General features: G+C 46.6%; 21 protein-coding genes. 7 read left to right on the top strand and 14 right to left on the bottom strand.

Translation table 11 applies throughout. From position 1 onward, the window contains the following. Nucleotides 1-23 precede the first annotated feature (23 nt). Both greB and AELLOGFF_RS05510 read left to right on the top strand, forming a co-directional pair. Nucleotides 24-524, top strand: coding sequence for a transcription elongation factor GreB (greB, locus tag AELLOGFF_RS05515; RefSeq protein ID WP_159267745.1), 501 nt, complete (start codon nt 24-26; stop codon nt 522-524). A gap of 118 nt (nt 525-642) precedes the next feature. Beyond that, nucleotides 643-1,932, top strand: coding sequence for an alpha/beta hydrolase (locus AELLOGFF_RS05510; RefSeq protein WP_159267744.1), 1,290 nt, complete (start codon nt 643-645; stop codon nt 1,930-1,932). Between the two features lie 63 nt (nt 1,933-1,995). Here AELLOGFF_RS05510 and AELLOGFF_RS05505 read toward each other — a convergent pair whose 3' ends face one another. From AELLOGFF_RS05505 to AELLOGFF_RS05490, 4 genes are all read right to left on the bottom strand, one after another. Beyond that, nucleotides 1,996-2,595 (bottom strand): DUF1134 domain-containing protein, encoded by a 600-nt coding sequence (locus tag AELLOGFF_RS05505; RefSeq protein ID WP_159267743.1) that lies wholly within the window; start codon nt 2,593-2,595, stop codon nt 1,996-1,998. Nucleotides 2,596-2,647: 52 nt separating this feature from the next. After that, nucleotides 2,648-3,250, bottom strand: coding sequence for an NUDIX domain-containing protein (locus AELLOGFF_RS05500; RefSeq protein ID WP_159267742.1), 603 nt, complete (start codon nt 3,248-3,250; stop codon nt 2,648-2,650). After that, entirely contained in the window at nt 3,247-3,828 is a 582-nt protein-coding gene (locus AELLOGFF_RS05495) for a uracil-DNA glycosylase family protein (RefSeq protein ID WP_159267741.1), read from the bottom strand. Before AELLOGFF_RS05495 ends, AELLOGFF_RS05500 begins: the two co-directional genes overlap by 4 nt. Nucleotides 3,829-3,907: 79 nt before the next feature. Next, on the bottom strand, nt 3,908-4,984 hold the full coding sequence (locus AELLOGFF_RS05490) for a peptidoglycan-binding domain-containing protein (RefSeq protein WP_159267740.1): 1,077 nt from the start codon (nt 4,982-4,984) through the stop codon (nt 3,908-3,910). A gap of 381 nt (nt 4,985-5,365) precedes the next feature. Between AELLOGFF_RS05490 and gcvP the strand changes: the two genes are divergently transcribed. The 3 genes from gcvP to AELLOGFF_RS05475 all read left to right on the top strand — a co-directional run bounded on the left by gcvP (nt 5,366) and on the right by AELLOGFF_RS05475 (nt 12,508). Continuing rightward, nucleotides 5,366-8,242 carry an aminomethyl-transferring glycine dehydrogenase gene (gene gcvP, locus AELLOGFF_RS05485; protein WP_159267739.1) on the top strand — a complete coding sequence of 959 codons (2,877 nt, stop codon included), beginning with the start codon at nt 5,366-5,368 and terminating at the stop codon, nt 8,240-8,242. 238 nt (nt 8,243-8,480) lie between these two features. Beyond that, a complete protein-coding gene (locus tag AELLOGFF_RS05480; RefSeq protein WP_159267738.1) occupies nt 8,481-11,129 on the top strand; it encodes a hypothetical protein in 2,649 nt (882 codons plus the stop codon). 68 nt (nt 11,130-11,197) lie between these two features. Next, a complete protein-coding gene (locus AELLOGFF_RS05475) occupies nt 11,198-12,508 on the top strand; it encodes an OmpA family protein (protein ID WP_159267737.1) in 1,311 nt (436 codons plus the stop codon). Nucleotides 12,509-12,594: 86 nt separating this feature from the next. On the opposite strand, the gene dinB is transcribed toward AELLOGFF_RS05475, so the two are convergent. Next, on the bottom strand, nt 12,595-13,671 hold the full coding sequence (dinB, locus tag AELLOGFF_RS05470) for a DNA polymerase IV (protein ID WP_159267736.1): 1,077 nt from the start codon (nt 13,669-13,671) through the stop codon (nt 12,595-12,597). A gap of 128 nt (nt 13,672-13,799) precedes the next feature. Between dinB and AELLOGFF_RS05465 the strand changes: the two genes are divergently transcribed. Beyond that, complete coding sequence (locus AELLOGFF_RS05465) at nt 13,800-14,201, top strand: hypothetical protein (RefSeq protein WP_159267735.1); 402 nt, start codon at nt 13,800-13,802, stop codon at nt 14,199-14,201. Between the two features lie 26 nt (nt 14,202-14,227). Here AELLOGFF_RS05465 and AELLOGFF_RS05460 read toward each other — a convergent pair whose 3' ends face one another. Then, nucleotides 14,228-14,524: a DUF1244 domain-containing protein gene (locus tag AELLOGFF_RS05460; RefSeq protein ID WP_159267734.1), complete on the bottom strand. Its 297-nt coding sequence runs from the start codon at nt 14,522-14,524 to the stop codon at nt 14,228-14,230. Nucleotides 14,525-14,645: 121 nt separating this feature from the next. Between AELLOGFF_RS05460 and AELLOGFF_RS05455 the strand changes: the two genes are divergently transcribed. Continuing rightward, a complete protein-coding gene (locus AELLOGFF_RS05455) occupies nt 14,646-15,212 on the top strand; it encodes a hypothetical protein (RefSeq protein ID WP_159267733.1) in 567 nt (188 codons plus the stop codon). 118 nt (nt 15,213-15,330) lie between these two features. Here the strand turns inward: AELLOGFF_RS05455 and AELLOGFF_RS05450 are convergent, their stop codons facing one another. From AELLOGFF_RS05450 to AELLOGFF_RS05415, 8 genes are all read right to left on the bottom strand, one after another. Further along, nucleotides 15,331-16,119, bottom strand: a complete 789-nt coding sequence (locus AELLOGFF_RS05450; RefSeq protein WP_159267732.1) for an SDR family oxidoreductase — start codon at nt 16,117-16,119, stop codon at nt 15,331-15,333. A gap of 181 nt (nt 16,120-16,300) precedes the next feature. Beyond that, nucleotides 16,301-16,711 (bottom strand): group III truncated hemoglobin, encoded by a 411-nt coding sequence (locus AELLOGFF_RS05445; protein WP_159267731.1) that lies wholly within the window; start codon nt 16,709-16,711, stop codon nt 16,301-16,303. Between the two features lie 63 nt (nt 16,712-16,774). Continuing rightward, the gene (gene der / locus AELLOGFF_RS05440; protein WP_159267730.1) at nt 16,775-18,184 is read right to left on the bottom strand and encodes a ribosome biogenesis GTPase Der; all 1,410 of its coding nucleotides are present in this window, start codon (nt 18,182-18,184) and stop codon (nt 16,775-16,777) included. 49 nt (nt 18,185-18,233) lie between these two features. Next, nucleotides 18,234-19,385, bottom strand: coding sequence for an outer membrane protein assembly factor BamB (bamB, locus tag AELLOGFF_RS05435; protein ID WP_159267729.1), 1,152 nt, complete (start codon nt 19,383-19,385; stop codon nt 18,234-18,236). Further along, the gene (locus tag AELLOGFF_RS05430; protein WP_159267728.1) at nt 19,385-20,056 is read right to left on the bottom strand and encodes a YfgM family protein; all 672 of its coding nucleotides are present in this window, start codon (nt 20,054-20,056) and stop codon (nt 19,385-19,387) included. Before AELLOGFF_RS05430 ends, bamB begins: the two co-directional genes overlap by 1 nt. 31 nt (nt 20,057-20,087) lie before the next feature. Beyond that, nucleotides 20,088-21,365, bottom strand: coding sequence for a histidine--tRNA ligase (gene hisS, locus AELLOGFF_RS05425; protein WP_159267727.1), 1,278 nt, complete (start codon nt 21,363-21,365; stop codon nt 20,088-20,090). A 44-nt stretch (nt 21,366-21,409) separates the two neighbouring features. After that, on the bottom strand, nt 21,410-22,522 hold the full coding sequence (gene ispG / locus AELLOGFF_RS05420; protein WP_159267726.1) for a flavodoxin-dependent (E)-4-hydroxy-3-methylbut-2-enyl-diphosphate synthase: 1,113 nt from the start codon (nt 22,520-22,522) through the stop codon (nt 21,410-21,412). Further along, the gene (locus tag AELLOGFF_RS05415) at nt 22,519-23,304 is read right to left on the bottom strand and encodes a helix-turn-helix domain-containing protein (protein ID WP_159267725.1); all 786 of its coding nucleotides are present in this window, start codon (nt 23,302-23,304) and stop codon (nt 22,519-22,521) included. The genes ispG and AELLOGFF_RS05415 overlap by 4 nt, the downstream gene beginning before the upstream one ends. Between the last annotated feature and the right edge of the window lie 3 nt (nt 23,305-23,307).

Genomic DNA, 23,307 nt, shown 5'->3' with positions numbered 1-23,307 from the left:
AAATGCTTTAGATACCACCATATATGAGCCGTTATCGACCACCACGCCCCAAAGGGTCGTGCTATATCACCCCTGAAGGTGAAAAAGCCCTTCGCGACGAAGTCCGTCAACTATGGAAAGTTGAGCGCCCCCAAGTTACAGCCACCGTACACGAAGCAGCCAAAAACGGTGATCGCTCAGAAAACGGTGACTATATCTATGGCAAGCGTCGCCTGCGCGAAATAGACAGCAGGGTTCGCTTTCTCTCTAAACGCTTAGAAGAAATCACGGTGGTATTACACACACCCAAAGATCAAAATAAAGTCTACTTTGGCGCTTGGGTGACCGTTGAAGACGATAACGGAAAAGAAACGGAATACCGTATTGTTGGCCCAGATGAATTTGACTTAAATCAAAACAAACTATCAATGGACTCACCGCTTGCCAAGGCGATGCTAAGCAAGCACTTAGATGACGAGGTTGTGGTTAATACCCCAAAAGGCCAGCAAACCTACTATATCTGCGCTATTCGCTACGACAAGTAAAGTCTGAACAAGCATTAATATGACCTCTCTTGAAACATGCCCTGTGGAGATCCCCACAAAGTTACCCTATCATCATGACTAAAAATTTTGCTGCATCAATATAAACAGAGAACTGGCTATGCTGCTTTTATCACTTATTTGGGCTTGGACGGCGTGGAACGTCTACCACCCCTATAAATCAACACCAGAATTAATTGGCGTCTTCAGCTTCATTATAGGGATGATCACTGGCGAGCTCGCGCTGCACGTCATCACGTTAGAAGTGGGCTTAACCCTCCTTATTATTTTATTTGGCGAACTAAGCGGCATAGGAGACGCGCTCGGCCTAGGTATTGCCCTTTGTAGCTGGACGGCCATTGCGGTATTTTACTTTAGAGCCCAACGCGCTGATCCCATCATGGCGCAAGCTGTACGTTACGCCTTAGAAACTCCTTCTGAGCAAACAATAGATAGCAGTGAGTCGATATTGCTAGAAGCCACCGCAAAACGACTCGCCAAGCCCTTCAATTATCGCCTGGACAATGTAAGGCGCCACAAGAATATAGAGTACGCTCAATGCAATGGCCGCTCGCTACGAGTCGACATTTACCACAGAGGTGATACCCCAAAAAATGCGCCTGTACTCTTTCAAATGCATGGCGGAGCCTGGCTAGAAAAAGTCGGAAGCAAAAACGAGCAAGCCCTACCACTCATGAACCAAATGGCCACCAATGGCTGGGTCTGCGTCGCGGTAGAATATCGACTCAGCCCTGGCGCAACGTTTCCTGATCATATTATTGACTGTAAACGGGCGCTTTGCTGGATTAAAGAAAACATTGCTGAATACGGCGGCAATCCAAATTTTGTCATCGCCACTGGCGGCTCAGCAGGTGGACACCTATCCAGCTTACTTGCGTTAAGTGCCAACGCGCCAGAATTTCAACCAGGTTTTGAGCATATCGACACCACAGTACAAGCCTGCATTCCTTTTTACGGTGTCTACGACTTCCTTAACAGTCAGGGCCAACGTCATAGTGAATCGTTAAGCCAATGGATTTCAGCCAAGGTCCTCAAACAAACCAGAACAGAATCCCCCGAGCTATGGCGACAGGCTTCACCCTTATACTGGGTAAGCGACAAAGCACCTCCCTTCTTAATCATTCATGGCGAGGCCGACACACTGGTGCCAGTAGAAGAGTCCCGCGTGTTTTACAAAACCTTGCAAGCAGTTTCACAACAGGCCGTTAGCTACGCAGAACTGCCCGACGCGCAACATGCCTTTGACATTCCCGTGTCACTAAGGACGCAAATTGTTGTAAACCATCTCTGTGTGTATTTAAACGAGCTTTATCGACGCCATCAGCAAAATGTAGATAAGCAAACGGCATCAAACCAAGAAGACAGTGAACCTGAGCTGAGCGACAACTAAAAGACAGATAAACTAGAAATACAAACGGGGAGCAAGCTCCCCGTTGTACAAATTTATTCTAGTTCAGAAAGGTATCCATGATTTTTTCTGACTGTAGTGAACGTAACCAACACTAGCGCCCGCCCTCAAACCAACACCTGTTCTTATCGGTGCCAAAATTAGGTCGCCTGTCTGCTGATAATTCACACTGACACCCGCCACCACATAAAAACTACCATCGACACCAGGAATGCGCTGCATCAATTGCTGCATATCATCTAAATGATAAACAAGGGTAAAAACCTTAGACGCATTTGCCCCCATATCAAAGCCAACAGAAGGACCTTGCCAAAAGATCGGCGCAACATCACCACCGTGGCGCTGCACTTCGCCCTGCCCGTAACGGACACCCACCCCTATGGCTGCAGAAACCTCTTCACCAGTAATAATAGCGTTTGGGCTACCCTGCTCTTCAAAGACTTTTTCAATGGCTTTGGCCAACCCCGCTGTGGTTTCACCAAAAAAACCATTAGCTTTTTCCAGTACCTCTTCCTTTGTAAAGCCTACCGTTGATTTGGTCTCCGACTTTTCATCCTCTGCAAAAGCAGCGGGCACTCCTCCTAAAAGAAACACCGTTAACATCACACTCACGACAAACCTGATTTGAGCCGAAAAATAAGTCATTTACTTCCCCTTAATCGCTATAAAAAAGCCAGCAAGAATATTTAAATATTGCTTATAAAGCCTCTACACTTAATGATGCGAACACATCCTGCAAGCCCCCAGCACAGGTTAACGTTAACACCTGCAGCTTCAGTAACGCAGCAACGCTGATTCCGTCGGTAATACGACCATCCATTGCCATGGCAATCGCATCATCCAATGGTAATCGCAACACTTCCAAATCTTGCTCGGAAGACTCCAAGCGGGTCTCTCCTTGCTTTAATTCCTTCGCCAAAAACACTTCTGCGCGCTCATCCGTCACAGAATTTGAGGTGTGTAAATCCATTAACTTTACCCACCGATTTGCCGATAAGCCTGTCTCCTCTAGCAGCTCCCTTTTAGCGGTTTCTAATGGCAACTCCCCTAAGGGGCAACCACCCTCAGGTATCTCCCAGCTATCTTGCTCTAATGGGTAACGATACTGTTTGACTAAATAGGTATAGCCCTCATTGTCTATTGGCACAACACCTATCGCTATACTCTGAAAGCAAACTTTGCCATAAATTCCATTATCGCCACCAGGAGTCTTAACCTCGTGGTGCTCTAACTTTAGCCACGGATTTTGGTAGATCGTTTGACAGCTTAACTGCTGCCACGGGCCAAGCATTTTGCTCATGGGGTCTCCAATATTTCATTGATACGCAGCCGAAGCCGCGGCACCACAACTGACTCAAACCAGGGGTTACGCCGCAACCACATTTGATTTCGCGGTGAAGGGTGAGGTAATGGAAAAAAATAACTATCTGCAGGATGCTTTTCTACACGCTCAGTTAACGTTTTAAACTCGTCGTGTAAATAATATTTCTGGGCATATTGCCCAATCAGCAAGACTAGCTCCAGCTTAGGCATATGACTCAATAAATGTTGATGCCAAAGCGGGGCACACTCTTTTCGCGGTGGCAAATCGCCAGAACGGCCCTTGCCAGGATAACAAAAACCCATTGGCATAATTGCCAGGCGTTTATCATTGTAAAATTGGCATTTGTCCATGACCAACCACTGACGCAATCGATCTCCGGATGGGTCATCCCAAGGAATACCGCTATCATGGACGCGCGCACCCGGCGCTTGACCAATGATGAGAACCCTTGCAGCCTCATCAGCCACCACCACTGGGCGCGGTCCCAGCGGCAGACTTGCTTCGCAAGCACGGCAAGATCGAACCGCAGTTAGTAATTCCGGTAAAGATTCCATGCTGCATTTTGCGCCGCTCTAGCGGTTATCAGCAAGCATCTCTTTATACAAACTACACAAATCACACCACACTCATTGACTAGTCGTATTTAATCCCAAGGCTAGTAAGCGTCTCAGACGACAGCCGTCCTGTTGCCAAGCCCTGCTGCTTTTGAAAACCATGCACAGCAATTAAGGTGTATTTACCCAATATTCCATCAACCCCACCCGTGTCATAACCTCGCTGCTTTAATGCACGCTGCACGCTATAAACGAGCTCTTTGGTAATATCACGTTCACATGGCAACATACGCCAACCAAGCTCCGCGTCACTCACTTTTTCTCGATACTTATACTCTTTGTAAACCGGCGCAATTTGATGAACGATTTCACGCTCAGGCTCAACCACACGCTGTACTTGTACGGTTTTATACTTGGCTGGAATTCGCTCTTCGATAGTATGCTCTGCAACATCAACCACCTTCTTGCGAACAGTCTCATAAACCGCAGGCTCAACTACTTTTCGGTACTTGGCGGGTTCAACTAGCACTTGTTTTTTAATCTTCCGATATCGCGCAGGCACGCGTTGCTGGTGAACGATCTCACCCGTTTCCTCATCAATTTTCTCTATCTCACCGCGGCCAGGCTGCCATATCCACTCTTCAGGAGATTCAATCACTTCTTCAATAACAGTTTCATAACGGGCCGCACTCTCTAAAACCTGGTGACTACGCGAAGGCAATACCTGCGTTCGCTCTTCCAGCCACTTATACGTTGCCGGCACAACCACAAGCCGAACAGACGCCTCGCTAACCAGCACCTTCTCGTCGACCCATTCCAGCGTTGCCGGGATCATCTCCCTGCGCTCACTAGCTTCCTTAACAACACGACGTTCAACGCGATCAACATAGCTAGCTGGAACAAGTAATTTGGCGTAGCAACGTCCCGTTTCAGCATTAGGTGGAATAGCCGGTAAGCCATCACCACCTGCACTTGGCGTCCGGGCCTTCATTTTTTCTATTTCAATAAGCGCATCAGCCAGCGCAACCTCTAAAGACGATATGCGCTCTTCTTTTGGACCAGGCTCAGAGGCAATCTGGGTAATCTGAGGCCGAGACACTCCGGTACACGCCGAAATTACAAACAATGCTCCCAACAAAGTCACTACTCTAAGCATCTGAGAGTACTGCTTTTGATCTATCTTACTGCACTTTACCGGCTCCACGGACAACCTCTTAAACCTAGCGTTAGAGCCCTATATCTTATAATGCAAGCGCTAAGCTTATCGAGAGGGTAAATCACTAAAATACCCTTATTTTCAACGGCTAATGTACAAGAAATAATTATGTGCCTTACTGCTAAGCAACAATATGCAGGTCTAATACAAAAACGCTGCAAGCCATCCACAATACAAAAGCTGAATACATCGATTTACCAAGTGAATGACAATAACATTTTTCAGGAAAAATCTAGTTAAGCGCGAAATATTGCCAAACAAAAGAGAGCCGAAATATGATTTAATAACGCCCGAAAATCCGACGACGCAGGCACCCCTAGAATGACCCACAATCTTTCCAAACTATCGCAAAGTGATGACTTTCTAAACCGCCATATCGGCCCAGATGCGAGCCAAACCGCCGCCATGCTCCATACAATTGGCGCAAACTCTCTGGACGATTTAATTCAACAGACGGTTCCTGCCTCTATCTTACGCGGTGAAATGCCTCTTTCTGCACCACAAAGTGAAACCACAACGCTTAACCGCTTACGCAAGATCGCTGCTAAAAATCAAATTGCACGCTCCTTTATTGGCGCAGGCTACCACGGCACCATCACCCCACCAGTTATTCTCCGCAACGTGCTGGAAAATCCCGGCTGGTATACAGCCTACACCCCTTATCAACCTGAAATTGCCCAAGGTCGCCTAGAAGCCCTACTCAATTTTCAACAAATGATTATTGATTTAACTGGCTTAGAATTAGCCAATGCCTCTCTGCTCGACGAAGCCACTGCCGCCGCCGAAGCCATGGCAATGTGTAAACGCTCTGCCCGCAAGAATAAAAGTAACACCTTCTTTGTCGACCACAACTGCCACCCACAAACTATTGCCGTGTTAAAAACCCGCGCACTCTCTCTTGGCTTAGAAATAACAGTGGGTAACGCGGAAACCGAACTTGCCGACACCCCTTGTTTTGGCGTTCTTATTCAATACCCAGCCACACAAGGTCATGTTAGCTCACTAGCAGAGGTTGCTAGCCAAGCTAAATCACAAGAGGCAATGACCGTCGTTGCCGCTGATATTATGAGCTTGTTATTACTCACCCCTCCTGGTGAACAAGGCGCGGATATCGTTGTAGGGAGCGCCCAACGCTTTGGTGTGCCAATGGGATTTGGCGGGCCACACGCCGCCTTCTTTGCCACTAGAGATAGCTATAAACGCTCTATCCCTGGCCGCATTATTGGTGTATCCATCGATAGCCGTGGTAATAAGGCACTACGCATGGCAATGCAAACCCGCGAACAACATATTCGTCGCGAGAAAGCCACTTCCAATATTTGTACATCACAAGCACTACTCGCCATTATGGCGGTGTTCTATGCGATTTATCACGGCCCCGACGGCCTCAAAACAATCGCTCAGCGCATCAATCGTATCGCTGGTATTTTTGCCGCAGGCTTAAATCAACTGGGCTACAACACCAACACAACTTTTTTCGACACCATTTGTATAGCCACTGACTCCGCCAGTACCGAACTTGCCGACAAAGCAGAAGCGGCTTTGCTCAACGTTAGACGCGGCGACAAACAGCTGAGCGTCAGCTTTGACGAGACATCAACCGCCGAAGACATTGAACAACTGTGGCAGATCTTTGCTGGTGACCAAGCTATCCCGTCGGTAGATCAAATAGACAAGGAGCTCCAAAACCTTCCCGGCATCCCAACGGAGCTTCAACGCAACAGCTCTGTTCTGACCCACCCTGTCTTTCATCAATACCGCTCTGAGACTGAAATGCTGCGGTATATGAACCGATTGGAACGCAAAGACATCGCCCTAAATCACTCAATGATTGCGCTTGGCTCCTGTACCATGAAGCTTAACGCTACCACGGAAATGATCCCCATCACGTGGCCTGAATTTAGCAATATTCACCCCTTCGCACCCCGCAGCCAAACCACGGGGTATTTAGAACTAATTGACGAGCTCGAACAGCAGCTAATGGCCTGCACGGGTTACGATAAATTCTCAATGCAACCCAACGCCGGCTCACAGGGCGAATACGCCGGTCTTCTGGCAATTAAGCGCTACCACGAAAGTCGAGGTGACACCGCGCGCGACATTTGCTTAATCCCAAGCTCAGCTCACGGCACAAACCCCGCGTCTGCAGCCATGGCAGGCATGCGCGTTGTCATTGTTAGCTGTGACGCCCTAGGCAATGTCAATATTGACGATCTAAAAGAAAAAGCAGAACGACACGCCGATCAACTTGCCGCGTTAATGGTGACCTACCCCTCTACCCACGGTGTTTTTGAAGAAGGAATTCGCGACATCTGCGACATCACCCATCAATTTGGCGGGCAAGTCTATGTCGACGGTGCCAATATGAACGCCCTCGTCGGATTAGCCGCACCTGGTGAGTTTGGTGCAGATGTTTCTCACCTCAACTTGCATAAAACTTTTTGTATACCTCACGGTGGCGGTGGCCCTGGTATGGGACCAATAGGCGTTAAAGCTCACCTCGCGTCTTTCCTACCCAATCATCCGGTCTACCCAATAGAAGGGCTTGATCAAAACAACGACACCATTGCTGCAGCCACCTTTGGTAGCGCCGGCATCCTCCCCATCTCTTGGGCCTATATATCATTAATGGGGGCAGCCGGACTAAAACAAGCCACACAAGTCGCTATTCTAAGTGCAAATTATGTGGCTACTCGCTTGAACGAGCACTACCCAGTGCTCTACACGGGTCGCAATGGCCGCGTAGCTCACGAATGCATTATTGATTTACGCCCGCTAAAAGAAAGCACAGGCATTAGTGAAGAAGATATTGCCAAACGTTTAATGGATTATGGCTTTCACGCGCCAACAATGTCGTTTCCCGTGCCCGGCACATTAATGATTGAACCGACCGAAAGCGAATCGAAAGTGGAGCTAGACCGCTTCTGTGAAGCTATGATTCATATTCGCCGTGAAATCGGCCGAATTGAAAGCGGCCAGTTGCCAGCTGACAACAACCCACTAGTCAATGCGCCACACACACTCGCCGATATCGTTGGCGAATGGAACCGCCCCTACTCACGAGAAGAAGCTGGATTTCCCGTTACCAATCTATCTGAAAACAAGTATTGGCCAACCGTAAATCGCATTGATAATGTGTTCGGTGATCGCAACCTAATTTGCTCCTGCCCACCAATTGAGAGCTATTTACAAGACTAAGACCTCGCCCCCATTGGGGGCAAAACCCTTTCTAAATACAGGTTTTTACTGCCTTTTTTTGGAGCAAAAGCTTTTTTTTATAACTACTTCACAGAAATTTTCACATTTTTGCCTCTAACATGGCGACCTAGCTGTATAGAGTGTTGTTTTTAAACATTACATCCGTGAAACTACGTAAACTTAAATTTCCACCATTCCTGTAATTGTATTTCGGCTTATCTCTCCCGGAGGGAAATAAATGAAAACGAATACCCTAGCATTATCGTTAACACTAGCCGCGAGTCTTCTCGTTGCCTGCGGTGGCGGTGGCGACGCCCGCAGTCCAGACCGCCCAGGCGCTGGTCTTGACCCCGACTCTCTCCGGGTCGACTTTCCCCTTGGCAATCAATTAGCGGGAACAGGTACAAACTTCATTCCAGTACGTATGCTTGCCACCCAAACGGACGGTGTTGAAATCAATTTAGGCCCCGAGTTAAATGTTACCGCCGATACCCAGTGGTCACTAGGTGGCAGTGTAGGCAGCCCAGCGATAGCCGAACTCGCCGATGAGATACGTGATGCAGGTGAGCTACGAGATGTGCAAGATATTCTCAGCACAGTCCGTCTAGCCAGCACCGACACCCTCAAAAATTTGACCATTACCGGCCTTTATAACTTCCAGGGCACTGCGTATTCGGTCACAGAGCCATTCACGATAGTCCCTCCTATCGTCAGTGGCCCAAAATATATTAGCGGTCAAGACGTTATTGCATTAAATCCGTCTGACCCAACAGATACCGAAACAGTTAATTACCAGCTGCTACAAAATTTACAAGGTTTACCTGGCGTAACTGAAAACTCTACTGTAAATGCAACTTTCTGTGCGGATAACAGCCACTTTGTATTTGGAGAGACCCAGACACCCTCAACGGGTGCAGTGGCTCCCGCAACCATTACCAACCCTTTTACGAGCAGTGATCAAAATCAAATTGCGGTAACCGTTTTCGCCATTGAAAATGGAGAGAGCTGCACAGACGATACAGTTGATAAAATCGCATCACTTATCGTCACTTTAGTTCCTGCAACTGTCAGCGAGATGGCAATTTGCGCGGTAGCAAACCCGGCAGCCGATGCCTGTGACACTAGCGATCAAGTCTTTTTTAACACCGACTACTTAGATCAATGTAAGGGCTTAACTGAAGATTCAATTGATGTGCCCGCTGCGCAACGCCTGCAAATGGTTGCCAAGCTGACCTATACAAACCCCAGCAATCCAAACCAAGCACCCTTTGACAAGTACCAATGTTCAGGCCCCGGCATTTTGACATGGTCTGCGGATCCAACAACCATATTCGCTGAAGGCCCTGATGAGACTACCGGTGATGCCTCATTAATTAGCCAGGCAGATTATGAAGCAATCGCTGATCAAGACCCTGCTAGCACTGTTACTGGTATCTATGAAGATGACAGCAACGCCGCCATTCAAGATACATTAGAACTTAAGCTAGTTGATGCCGAAGTCACTGCCATTTCGATTGTTCGCGCCGACGGTACAACGCCAGCGGAAGACACAATCTACTTAAATGTATTTAATGATGGCATTGACTACGTAGCCATGTGTACTTTTGTTGATTTTGATAGCAGTGACACCATCGCCTGTCCTGCAGCGAATGTTAGCTGGACTATTGATCAAGGAACACTAGTTACCGTTGACCCGGCCAACAATAGCAATAGCACTACCGTTGACCCAATTAGCGGCGCAACCGTTGATGTACCGGTAGTTGCCACACTGACAGCCACTTACGAAGATGGTATCTCTGACGTTAGTGATAATCGCACAATAAATGTTGTAGCCGATGAAGTTGTCGAACTACACCTTTACCAAGTTTCTAACGCCAATTCACCAGACGATATCTACATTGATGAGTTCTCTTGTGTAGGTCGCACAGACTTAGTGGGTGACCTTGCCGATGGCGAGACCTATATACGCGGCAACCAACAGTTCTATGCCTACGCTGTATTTGAAAGCGGCATAGATGATGTGACCGATGCCTACCTAGCCAATCCTAAGCTGAATAGTGACTCACCCCTCAAAGACGTCACTGATCACGAGCGCACAATTTTTAGCGCTGTATCCGGCTACTGGTCTGGTAATGCAAGTGATTCACCTAGCTGCGTGTCTAGTGCGATTGAGATTCCCGGTGCAGACCAAATACCCGGTGCCGACGAAATCCCTGGTTTACCTGAAATATCTAGCGAACCCGCTGCAAGCTTTGGTCAAACTAAAGGATCCTTAGAGTCTCGTGGTCTCTTACGCCTTAGTACTGTATGTGTACAAGCCTTTATTGATAGCGATGATGACGGCTTTACCGAAGGTGACATAACGACTGAAGAAGGTTCCACCGTATTGGTATTACCTGCTGCCGACGATGACTTGCTAACTTACACCAATGAGTTATGTGAAATCTTGGAGCCGGTTCTTACCTTGGGCGGTAACTTCCCAGGTTTAGAAGGCCCTGGCTTAGTTCTTCCACTGGTGTATACAGTTAGTACCATTGTTGATCCTATCTTAAGTACACTGGCCACTAATGATGATGGTGGCTACATCCCTGTGGAAGGTCTAGTTGACGCGCTTATTACAGGTAACTTCTCCTCTATCAACGAAAACCTCCCTGATAGTCCAGTTGGCCTAGGAACAATAACAAGTGGCCTCATTGAAGGTGTCGATGCCGTTCCGGGTCTTGGCATCATCGTTGATACCCTTGATGCCTGTTTGCTGGCTCCTGTTACTTCAACAGTAGGAACCTTATTAAATGGCATTCTTGGCCTCAATCCAGAAGCATTTGGCGACTTAGCAAACATTAGCTTTGATGACTGCCAAGGCATATTTGGCAACCTAGCACCGTAGAAGTAACCCCCACAAACGCGACCGCAAGGTCGCGTTTTAATATATGCACACACATGGAGAATATGTTAATGAGTCAAATGCGTAATATAACGCTTGCTCTAGCTGTAGGGTGCAGCGCTTTTTCTGCCTTTGCTGCAGATGACGAAGTAGTAATCGATACGCGGTGGCGCATGCATGGCATGATAGGCTCCACGTTTGCGGACCAAAGTGATTTCGACTCTGGTAATGAGGGAAAAATTGGTCTTGGTAAACCAATAAGTTCCTACGTGATGATCGACAGCCATATCAACTACGGTGAATTTAAAAACTCCAAAAATGATACTTACACCCGTACTGCAGGTGGCCTAGACTTATTATACTTCCCTCGCGGCGCATTTATGCTTGACGCCGACGCCGTACAGCCCTACCTCGGGGTGGGTGTAACCTACCATGAAGTCGAGTACGAAGCGCCAGGTATTATTGCCGAGCAAACAGATTATGGTAGTGATTTAATCGGTGGTTTTACTTACGAACTTGATACCGTCGCAATTCGCGGTGAAGTACGTTATCAAATTGACAGCATTAAGCGTCAAGCACCACTCTTTCCCGATGACGACAATTTTTATACCTACGCTGTACTCATCGGTATTTCGATTCCCTTTGGCGACAAACCCCTGCCATACAACTATGACTCCGATGGTGACGGAGTTCCTGATCGCTTGGACAAATGCCCAAATACACCTCGCGGCACACCTGTTGACTCAACCGGCTGCCCACTTGATAGCGATGGTGACGGCATACCTAACTTCCGCGACCAATGCCCCAACACGCCTCCTGGCGCACGCGTAAACGTCAATGGCTGCTCTATTGATGATGACGGTGACGGTGTACCAAATGACATTGACCAATGTCCAAACACACCTCACGGCGTACCGGTTAATGCTCAAGGCTGCCCTCTCGATAGCGATGGCGATGGCGTACCAGATAAGATTGACCAGTGCCCAGGTACCTTACCTGGTCTGAAGGTGAATTCACGTGGTTGCGTGATATCACAAACGGTTGAACTAACTGGTGTACATTTTGAGTTTAACAAATCGCGCTTAATGCTCGACTCTCAGACCATCCTAAACAAGGTAGCTGAGTCTCTAGGCAATGAGCCGGATGTTAGTATCATTATTATGGGACACACTGACTCTATCGGCAGTGACAGCTATAACCAAACTCTATCGCAAGAGCGGGCGCAATCAGTAGTCAATTACTTGACTACTAAAGGCATTGCATCTTCTCGTCAGCAAGCGAAAGGGTACGGTGAAAGCAAGCCGGTAGCTGACAACAATACTGATGAAGGCCGTGAGCGCAATCGTCGTGTTGAGTTACAAGTTATCAGCCCTAATCAATAAGGCTGAACCACAATGAATAAGGGCGGTTTTTACCGCCCTTTTTTACGTCTTAAAGTTCTTACTCATCAAAGCTACACAGGATTTATTTAAGAAAATAAATCCAATTGTTCCTCACGGACCACCTTTGATACCGTGGTTTTTTCCACCTTAGAATCAAAGCGAACACCAAGCCCAATTAAACGTAATGGAGAGGCCATTCTCGGCCACGCTTCCTCTAATAATTGCTCAAACAATACAGTTGTTAATTCGCCTTGGTAGCGGCGATCAATGGTAGTTTGACGAAAATCGGCCGATTTAAGCTTAACAAAAACACCGGATAAGGGCTTATTCTCGACCCGAAGCAGTCGTTTCTCTAACTCTTTAAACAAATCCACCACTTGATTTTTTGCCGTCTCAATTCCCTCAAGGTCTTGAGCAAAAGTAGTTTCGACACTCAGAGACTTACGCTCTCGGTGAGGTTTAACGGACCGAGAATCCACACCACGCGCATAATCATATAACTGCTGACCAAACTTACCGAATAAGCCTTGCAGCTCCTCTAGGGTACGCAGCCGTAGATCGGCACATGAATATATCGCCTGATCCGCCATACGCGCTGTCATCACCTTACCCACTCCATGTATTTTGCTTACAGGAAGGCTAAGAACAAATTCATCAACTTGTGCCGGTGTAATCACCGTCAATCCGTCAGGCTTATCCCAGTCACTTGCCACTTTCGCTAAAAACTTATTGGGGGCTACCCCAGCCGAAATAGTAATACCCACCTCGTCACGCACATGCTGTCGGATTGCTTGAGCAATACGGGTTGCACTACCTTGAAAAGCATCGCAATCCGTCACATCCAAATAAGCCTCATCAAGAGATAAGGGTTCAATTAATTCCGTATAACGTTTAAATATACCCCGTATCTGCAAAGCAACTTCACGATAGGCCTCCATCCTCGGCGTAAGTACAATGAGGTTGGGGCAGCGCCTTAATGCACTCGCTGTCGGCATCGCTGAATGGATACCAAACGTTCGCGCCTCATAATTACACGTGGCGACCACTCCCCTTCGCTCTGCAGCGCCACCTACAGCGACAGGCAAGCCCTTCAAGCTTGGATCATCTCGCAGCTCAACAGAGGCGTAAAAACAATCACAGTCGCAGTGAATTATCTTGCGCAAACAGCACCACCCATCGCCCCAGCCTACATAACTGTATAAATAGCCAGCAAAATACCAAATACCATCACGCAAGTCACCTAGCAATGTGCGCTATAATGCCTGCACTGTATGCAATATGAGTTTTAAAAATGACAATCGGTAGCTGGATTCCTGAAACAGAAAAAACCACTATGACAATAGACCAAGAGTGGCTGAAACGCTGTATTACAATTAGTACGGAAGACCGCCTAGATGCATTGCCAACCCCCTTTACTACTGAAGAACAACAAAAATACAGTGTTGTTATGCGCCTTCCTCAACAACAGTGGCAAGACGCTGCCGTGGAGCTAAGCAATGACGATATTATTGCCTTGATACGTTTTTTTACCAAGGCAGAGAAGTTAATTGACGGTTGGGATGCTGGTAAAGAATCGCCCGCCATTTGGCTCAACAAGGTTTTGCGCAAACGCGGCGAAAAATTAGACCGGGAATTATTACTTTGGATTCGCAATAACACCGACAATAGATTTATTCCCAATGGCGGCCTTTAAGGCCGCACTAAGGTTAATTTAACACCTTATTCTTGTGGCTTATTTTTTGTAAAACTAGCAAGCTGCTCTGCACTCGCCTCTGCCTGAAACTCAGCTTTCCATTGTGGGTAGGGCATACCATACACCCGCTCCCGAGCGGCCTCGTATTCGACTCCAACACCCTCTTGTTCTGCTGCCGCAACATACCATTTTGACAGACAGTTTCGACAAAAGCCGGCAAGGTTCATAAGGTCTATATTTTGAACATCTTTTCGCTGATCCAAATGCGATAATAATCGACGAAAAACTGCCGCCTCTATCGCATCACTTTGTGCTTTATCCATTATTAGCCCCTTTACGCTCAAGTTTAACTGTGCATTATCGCAAAATTTGCTATGTTATGAAGGTTACTTGTAGTGAAGTTCGTCGATTAATGACAAATCACCTTTACTGAGGCTCGCTGATATGACAAATAAAAAAATGGATCCGGTCGCATTGATCCGCAAGGAAATGGAATCATTAGAATCAAAAGTTGAAATACTACGTGATCGCTTAATAGCCGATGCCCACAAAGCCATTGATAAAGCAAAAGCTCAAGCGGAACGCGCCAAAGACAAATTAAAAACCGAACAAACTAAGCTCAGTGATTTACAGAAAAAAGCCAAAGCCAAAATGGACAGCCGTATCCAAAAGCAAGTGGATCGAGCCCACTCTGCCGTTGATAGCGCCAAAGAGCTCGAGTTAGATGCTAAGGCGGTGATGATTATGGCCAAAAATCAGCTTACTGAACTAAAGGCCGATTATCAGCATGCCAAAGCCATGGCTAAAGCCGCACAAGAGGCCGCTAAAAAATTCGATTCCAAAAGTAAAGTTACAGCCAAAAAAGCGGCAGTGAAAAAAACCACTGCTAAAAAAGTGGCTGCAAAGACCACAGCGATTAAGAAAGCCCCAGCGAAGAAGGCCGCGGCTAAAAAAGCTGTCGCCAAAAAAACGCCAGCTAAGAAAGCCGTAGCGAAAAAGGCTGTTGAATAACAGCCGCTAGGTTATTCAATACGCTATTGAGTTGAAATGACTTAATAGCGTATTCAAGTAATGTAAAAGAATAAAAGCAGACTGGTCGGTCAAATCACATTTGCTGGCAGAGCAACCATCAATGTGGCAAATACTCGCCACCATTGACATCTAAAGCGGCGCCGGTAATAGCGCAAGCATAATCAGAGCCCAAAAATATCGCGGCTTTCGCACAATCGGCATCATCTGGAATATGACCAATAGGGATATTTTTTGATATTACTGCCGCTTGCTCCGTGACACTAGGGCCTCCTGCACTGGCATTCATTTGCAAGTATCCTTCCACCGCAGGGCCCCACATCCACCCCATATACGCTGAGTTAACACGGATATTGTAACGCCCAAGCTCTAAGGCTAAATGTGAGGTTGCATTGGCTAAAGCTGCCTTTGATGCCCCATAACCTCCCTGCGTATGAAGTGGCTTGCGAGTTACCATGGTATTAATCATGACTATCGCGCCACTACCTTGCTTTTTCATTTGTGGTATAGCTTCCAGCGTCAGTGCCATCGTGCCGAATAAATTCACATCCATTGCCGCTCGCCAACTATCTAAATTAGCAGACTCTATGGGACCAAACTCACCTGGGTTATACGCACTATTGAAGAGTACATCGATACGACCAAAACGCGCTACTGTTTGCGTAACCAAGTTTGCACACTGCTCTCGATCACTAATATCTGTAGCAACCTTGAGCACCTCGATTCCTAAATCTAAAGCAGCAATTGCGGCCTCTGCCTGATCTAGCTTACTCATTGTTCGTGCGCACATTGCCACTGACGCACCTTGTTTAGCGGCTTCTACCGCGAGCTCTTGCCCGAGCCCAGGGCCAATACCTGACACGATGACCACTTTGCCATTTAAAAGCATAATTAATATCCTGTTATTTTAATTTATGGGAATAATTTTGCTTAGCTTAACCAAGCTAGGTTTGTTCAACACCCCCCATATGGATGGGGTCAAGCTTAAAAGTTAGAACCAGGGAAAGTAAAAGAAGGAAACTTAGGCTTTCAATACAAGGACACGCCTAATATAAAATTGTGAGGCAGGATTAGTCGCTATTTTTCTCAATCTGTAATGACTTACGCATGTTGCCAGCGATCACCGTGGCTATTCGTTTCGCCTTTTCGGTATTTTCACCAGCAAAGCCACTATCCGCAGCTTCAATAAAATACATCAACCATTGATCAAAATTTTCCGCTGTTAAGCGTTGCTTGGCGTCAAGTTGGCGATGAATGTTCATTGTATGTCGCTGATACTGTCTATCCCCGAGTAACAGCTTCTGCCAGTATGCTTCTATCCTCGGAAAATGCTCGCGAATATTTATGGCGGCCACATCGGTAAACAGGGGCGCTAACGTTTCATCTTTTAGAAGACGGGCATAGAAAGCCTCAACAAACGTGGCAATATGTTCAGGCTTATCTAGATCAGGTTTTTTGCTTTCCGAAATTGGTAGAGACATTACGTAAACAGAAATAGTAGTGAATGAAGGCTATACCCCAGCATACAACTCAGCGCTTATTCATTATTTTTTCTTTCTCGCTGTTTTTGCCTTAGCAAAACGCATTAGGCGTTGCTTGCGTTCAATTTGACGCTTGCTAAGCTCATTTTTCTTTCCTTCAAAAGGGTTTTCCGAGGTTTTAAATTCAATTTTAATGGGCGTACCCATCATGTTTAATTCACGACGAAAAACCTTCTCTAAATACCGCGTGTAGCTATTAGGTACTTTTTCAGTCTGGTTACCATGAATAACAATAATCGGAGGATTTTGTCCGCCCGGATGAGCGTAACGCAACTTGATACGACGGCCATTTATCATCGGTGGCGAGTGATCGTGTACAGCACCCTCCAAAATCGTTGTTAGCATTCGTGTTTGTAACTGTCTTGTTGCTGATTCATACGCCTTTTCAACAGACTCGTACAAATGCCCAACACCTGTGCCATGCAAGGCAGAGATAAAGTGAATTTCGGCAAAATCGATAAATTGTAAGCGCCGATCCAATTCTTTCTTTATATGATCTTTTTGCTCTGTTGTCAGCCCGTCCCATTTATTAATGGCTACAACTACAGCCCGCCCAGAATCGACAACTTGTCCAAGCAAATGCAAATCTTGATCAACAATACTTTCCCGGCCATCCATGACTAGAATAACCACATTGGCGTCGTCGATGGCTTTCAAGGTTTTCACAATGGAAAACTTTTCAACGGTCTCAGATATATGCTTACGCTTACGAATACCTGCAGTATCTATCAAGGTGTAGGCTTCGCCTTCACGCTCATAATTTATATAAACACTATCCCGTGTCGTGCCGGGCTCGTCGTATACCACTACTCGGTCTTCACCTAGCATTCTATTTACTAATGTAGATTTTCCTACATTTGGCCGCCCAACTACGGCAATTTTTTTACCCGTAGCCAGCGATGCTTGCTTGTCTTCATCCTCTTGAGGAAATTCAGCAAGCACATCATCCATTAATATTCTGACCCCCTTACCTTGTGTTGCAGTCAGTGGGTAAATTTTCGCGGCGCCAGTTTTGTAAAATTCTGCCTTAGCGACTTCGGCATCAGTACCATCAACTTTGTTAGCAACAAAAAACACAGGCTTGGAGCAGCTGCGTAAATGCTTAATTAAGCCTTCATCTGCCGGCATTAATCCCGCTTTAGCATCTAGCATGAGTAAAACCACATCAGCTTCATCAATTGCCAACATGGACTGCTGTGCCATGGGGCCATCAATACCCACTTCATCGCCATTAACACCGCCGGTATCAATAACAATATAACGGCGTTTATTGTGGTTGGCCTCGCCATATTTTCGATCGCGAGTTAGTCCTGGGAAATTCGCCACTAAGGCATCGCGACTTTTTGTCAGCCGATTGAACAGAGTTGATTTTCCGACATTAGGTCGGCCTACCAAGGCAATAACAGGAACCATAATTCTATTTAACTCTGATCAGCGCACGGCTGAATAACAATAGTAATACTCAACGATCTTGTAGCTTATAAGCCACTAATTTGCCGCTATTCCCATAAACGTATAGCAGTTTCTCGTCAGCAATCATTGGGGCGCGCAGTCCATCACTGTCAACACGGGTACGCGCGACTAGGCGACCATCTTCCCGAGCGAGTAAGTGTAGATATCCTTCAAAATCACCAACACCAATAGTATCGATAAATACCACAGGCTCAGTCAGTTCACGGCGAGCCAATACAGTTTGGGTCCAAAGTGCACCCTGGCCATTATCATCAATTGCATTCACGCTACCATCAGCAGACACAATATATACTTTACCCAAACTATCAGCAGCGCCAACATAACTAGACGCCTCTTTTACCCACAGCGGGCGGCCACTGCGAATATCAATCGCCATTACTTGGCCTTGATAAGCTGTCGCCACGACGGTTTGGCCATCTTCCATGACCCGTAAACGGCCATCCACATCTACTAATCGCTCAATTTCTGTACTTCCCTGAGGCACAGAAATACGCTGATCCCAAAGCTGAGAACCGTTTTCAATATCAAAGGCAATAACGTGGCCGTTAGCAAACCCTATCATTGCAATATCTGAAACCACTGTTGGCGTACTTGTGCCGCGCATAGTCAAGCGTGGCAATTGCGAGGAGTAACTCCATAATTGCTCGCCATCAGCAAAATTAAGCCCACGCACTTCACCGCTATAAGTTTGCACGACCACGACTGAACCATTACTTTGAGGTGCTGAAAGTACCTCGCTGTTAAGCGAAACACGCCATACAATATCACCAGAAATTCGGTCTATCGCAACGACTTCACCATCTGAGGTGCCAACAAACAAGAAGGTACTTGAGACCCCAACACCACCAGAAATACGTAAATCGTAAGATTTTTTCCAAACTTTCTTACCATTCGATTTGTTAAGGGCAGCGATCTTACCGTCTGACGAGGCAATAAAAATTTCATCACCATCAACGGTAGGTGCAATGCGGTGATAAGCTTCTGCTTGGCCGTCACCAAGGGAATAGGACCACTCTTTCTTTAATTTTTTCTCTGCATCAAAACTTGTTAAATTGGCCGGCTCACGGCTAGTAGGCTCTGAAGCACACGCCACCAGTAACGCACTTGCCAACACCATACTTATTACAGAAACAAACTTCATTACTCAGCCCCTTCGACAGCCGCGGCAGACAAGTCATTTATCTTCATTTCAAGCATCGGGTTATTCACCGGTGCTTCCTGTTCACGCGCCAGTTGACGAGCACGCTGGTAAGCGGCTAAGGCAGCCGTTTTATCATTTTGGGCGAACGCAATATCACCCTCTAGCTCTGCAGCATCCGGCGCGTAACCCGTGTTTGCTAAAGAACTTAAATACGTTTTTGCTTGATCGTACTCTTCAGTCGCGTACAAAACTTGCGCCAAATGCATTTCGGCCTGTGCCTTAATTGATTGACTTGGGCCTTGATCCAACACCCACTCAAGTTCAGCAACCGCCGCCTCATAATCATCGGCATTAACAGCATATTTCGCTTTATATAATCCGGCAAATTGCCCATAACTTAGGCCCGCAAAACGGTCTTTTAAGGTATCTGCCAAGTGCTGGGCGGTATTCAAGCTCGTGCCATCACGTTGTACTGCTGAATCCGCAATCAATAAATTATCAAATATTGCAGATGCTTCTTGCGCCTGATCTAGCTGATGCCCCTGCCACCCTTTCCAGCCAAAAACGATAGCTAACGCGAGGGCAATACCAAAGACGGTCGATTTGCCATTTTCCTGCCACCATTTTTTTATAGCTTCGATTTGCTCTTCTTCTGTACGATACGTTTCCACTAACCTTCCTCTTCGACTTGTCTAGTCGCGTTTAAAAATAATTTTTTGAAATATGATTAACCAATTCAGTCAGCGCGACAAACTGTTGTTCACCCTGCCCAGCCCGTAGAGGCTTCACGGCCGCTTCACCACGTTGAAGCTCATCTTCACCTAAAACGACAGCAATGGACGCACCGGATTTATCTGCTTTTTTAAACTGACTCTTAAAACTGCCACCGCCGCAGTTAATAACCACTTTTTGCGCTGGTAGCGTATTTCGTAACTGCTCACCAATTTTTAAAGCCGCTATATCTGCTTGCTCACCCATAGACACAATAAAAATATCTGCCTGTGTGTGCTCCTTTGGCGTCACTTGCAAGGTCTCTAACATCAACACCAAACGTTCAATGCCCATAGCAAAGCCAACCGCGGGCGTTGGTTTTCCACCTAATTGCTCCACCAAACCATCATAGCGACCACCAGCACATACCGTACCCTGAGCACCCAATTTATCAGTTGTCCATTCAAACACTGTTAAGCCGTAATAATCCAGCCCTCTAACCAATTGAGGGTTGAGTCTGTAAGGAATGCCGACCGCATCTAATCTCGCACATAAACCGTCAAAATGCTGCTTTGAAACATCATCTAGGTAATCACTCAGCACAGGCGCATCCGCTAATAGCGCTCGTGTTTTTGGATCTTTGCTATCAAGAATCCGCAACGGATTACTGTTTAAACGACGTTTGCTATCTTCATCTAGCTCGTCCATAAAACCAGACAAATAGTTGACTAGCGCCTGCCTATAATTCGCTCTAGACTCAGCATTACCAATACTATTTAGCTCAAGAGTCAAAGCATCGCTAATACCAAGATCACGCCAAAGCCTGGCCGTAAGTAAAATTAACTCAGCATCGATATCAGGCCCAAGCATCCCAAAGGTTTCGACACCAATTTGATGAAACTGACGCAACCGACCCTTTTGAGGACGCTCATGACGAAACATCGGCCCGGTATACCACAGTCTCTGAATTTGATTGTGCAACAATCCATTTTGATCACAGGCGCGAACGCAGCTCGCCGTGCCCTCAGGACGCAACGTTAAACTATCACTGTTGCGGTCTTCAAAGGTGTACATTTCCTTTTCTACAATATCGGTAACTTCGCCAATAGAACGTTTAAACAGTTCGGTATGCTCGACTATTGGGAAGCGAATTTCGCTGTAACCGTAGCGGCTCAGTACATCACGTACACGCGCTTCTAAATACTGCCACAACGGGGTTTCAGTGGGCAGAATGTCATTCATGCCGCGGATGGATTGTATTCGTGCCAAAACTAATTCCTATCAACCAAACTTAATTTAGAATGAGAAAATACCTAGCTGCGCGCAATAAGGTCTTTTTCTTGCTCCTGCTTGAGAGCGACCTTTTCACGAATCAACGTTTCAAGATGGTCGATCAATACATCATTTTTTACTTTATGATCAGGTTTTCCTGCTACGTAAACGAGATTATTTGGCGTGCCGCCAGTTAAGCCAATCTCTGCCTCTTTTGCTTCACCTGGACCGTTTACGATACAACCAATAACGGCCACATCAAGAGGGGTGGTAACGTCATCTAGACGCGACTCCAACTCATTCATCGTACTTATTACATCAAAATTTTGTCGAGAACAGCTAGGGCACGCAATAAAGTTAATCCCTTTGGTTCTCAGCTTGAGACTCTTTAATATCTCATAACCCACTTTGACTTCTTCAACGGGGTCGGCGGCAAGGGAAACCCTAATCGTATCGCCAATACCATCCATCAACAATAAACCTAGGCCGACTGAGGATTTCACCGTACCGCCGCGTAAACCGCCTGCCTCGGTAATCCCCAAATGAAGAGGCTGATCGATTTGGCTAGCAATCTGTCGATACGCCGCAACAGCCATAAATACATCAGACGCTTTTACACTGAGCTTAAAGTTTTGAAAATCGAGTTTATCGAGAATATCGATATGGCGCATTGCTGATTCGACCAATGCTTCTGGCGTCGGTTCGCCGTATTTGCGTTGCAACTCTTTCTCTAGGGAGCCTGCATTTACACCAATACGGATTGGAATATTATGATATTTAGCTGCATCAATTACGGCCCTAACCCGATCTTCACGACCAATATTACCTGGATTTATACGCAGGCAATCAACGCCATATTCCGCCACTTTTAAGGCAATTTTATGATCAAAGTGAATATCTGCCACCAAGGGAACAGACACTTGCTTGCGAATCTCTCTAAAAGCCTCTGCTGCCTCCATACTCGGCACAGACACTCTGACAATATCCGCACAAGCGGCCTCTAAACGCTGAATTTGAGCAACGGTTGCTGCCACATCACAGGTTTCTGTATTCGTCATGCTTTGTACTGAAATTGGTGCATCACCACCAACTGCAACATTACCGATATGAATTTGCCGAGAAACCCGACGCTTTATCGGGGATGCCATTTTCATAATTCACCTATTTGCACACGCACTGCGTTGCTATTTGCCAAGCCATTTACTTCAACTAATTGATCATTGTAATACATGGTAACGACGGGCCAATAGGCCATGCTTACAGTGACGGGACTGAGAACGTTGAAAGATAGTGTCTGCCCCTTTGTTTGCACACCACTTAAGACGGCATTATTGTTTGCATCCCGCAATTCCAACCAAACATCTTCACTAATAATAAATTTGAGCTTTGCAGGCGTACCTTCATGTACTGGAGAAATCACCTCTTCAGCTGGCTTTACAAATTCGCTAGACAATAGCGCCTCACCTAGCGAGGGTGCTTTCGCCAAAAGAGGCAATGGAGGTAATTGCTGATCCAATACCGATACTGATAATTCTTTAGACTCACTGCCATCAAATATCCAGCAAGATATCGCCCAAACAATCACCGCCGCTATTAAGGCGATAATAAATCCCGCATGTCCTGGCGCTTGTACCTTACTTTGAACATGAAGATGCTGACGCTGAACACTCTCCTCTTCGCGTCGGCAAATTCGATCGCAATCACGTAAGAGTGGCGCTTCATCAAGCCCCATGTAACGCGCGTAACTTTTAATATAACCCCGCGCAAACAGTGGCGAATTAAAGCGAGAATAGTCGTTTTCTTCCAGCGCCTCGACGTAACTATTCAATAAATTAAGCGCTTCGGCTGTCTCTAATACCGTTTTACCTGCGCTAACTCGCGCATCGTGCAATACGGAACCCGGAGGCCCGGGGTAAAGCTGTGTCGTTCCCGGCATAAT

It is taken from the genome of Zhongshania aliphaticivorans, assembly GCF_902705875.1.
Lineage (GTDB): Bacteria > Pseudomonadota > Gammaproteobacteria > Pseudomonadales > Spongiibacteraceae > Spongiibacter > Spongiibacter aliphaticivorans_A.
The sequence above is the reverse complement of the archived record's forward strand: the minus strand, read 5'-3'. Positions and strand labels throughout refer to the sequence as shown.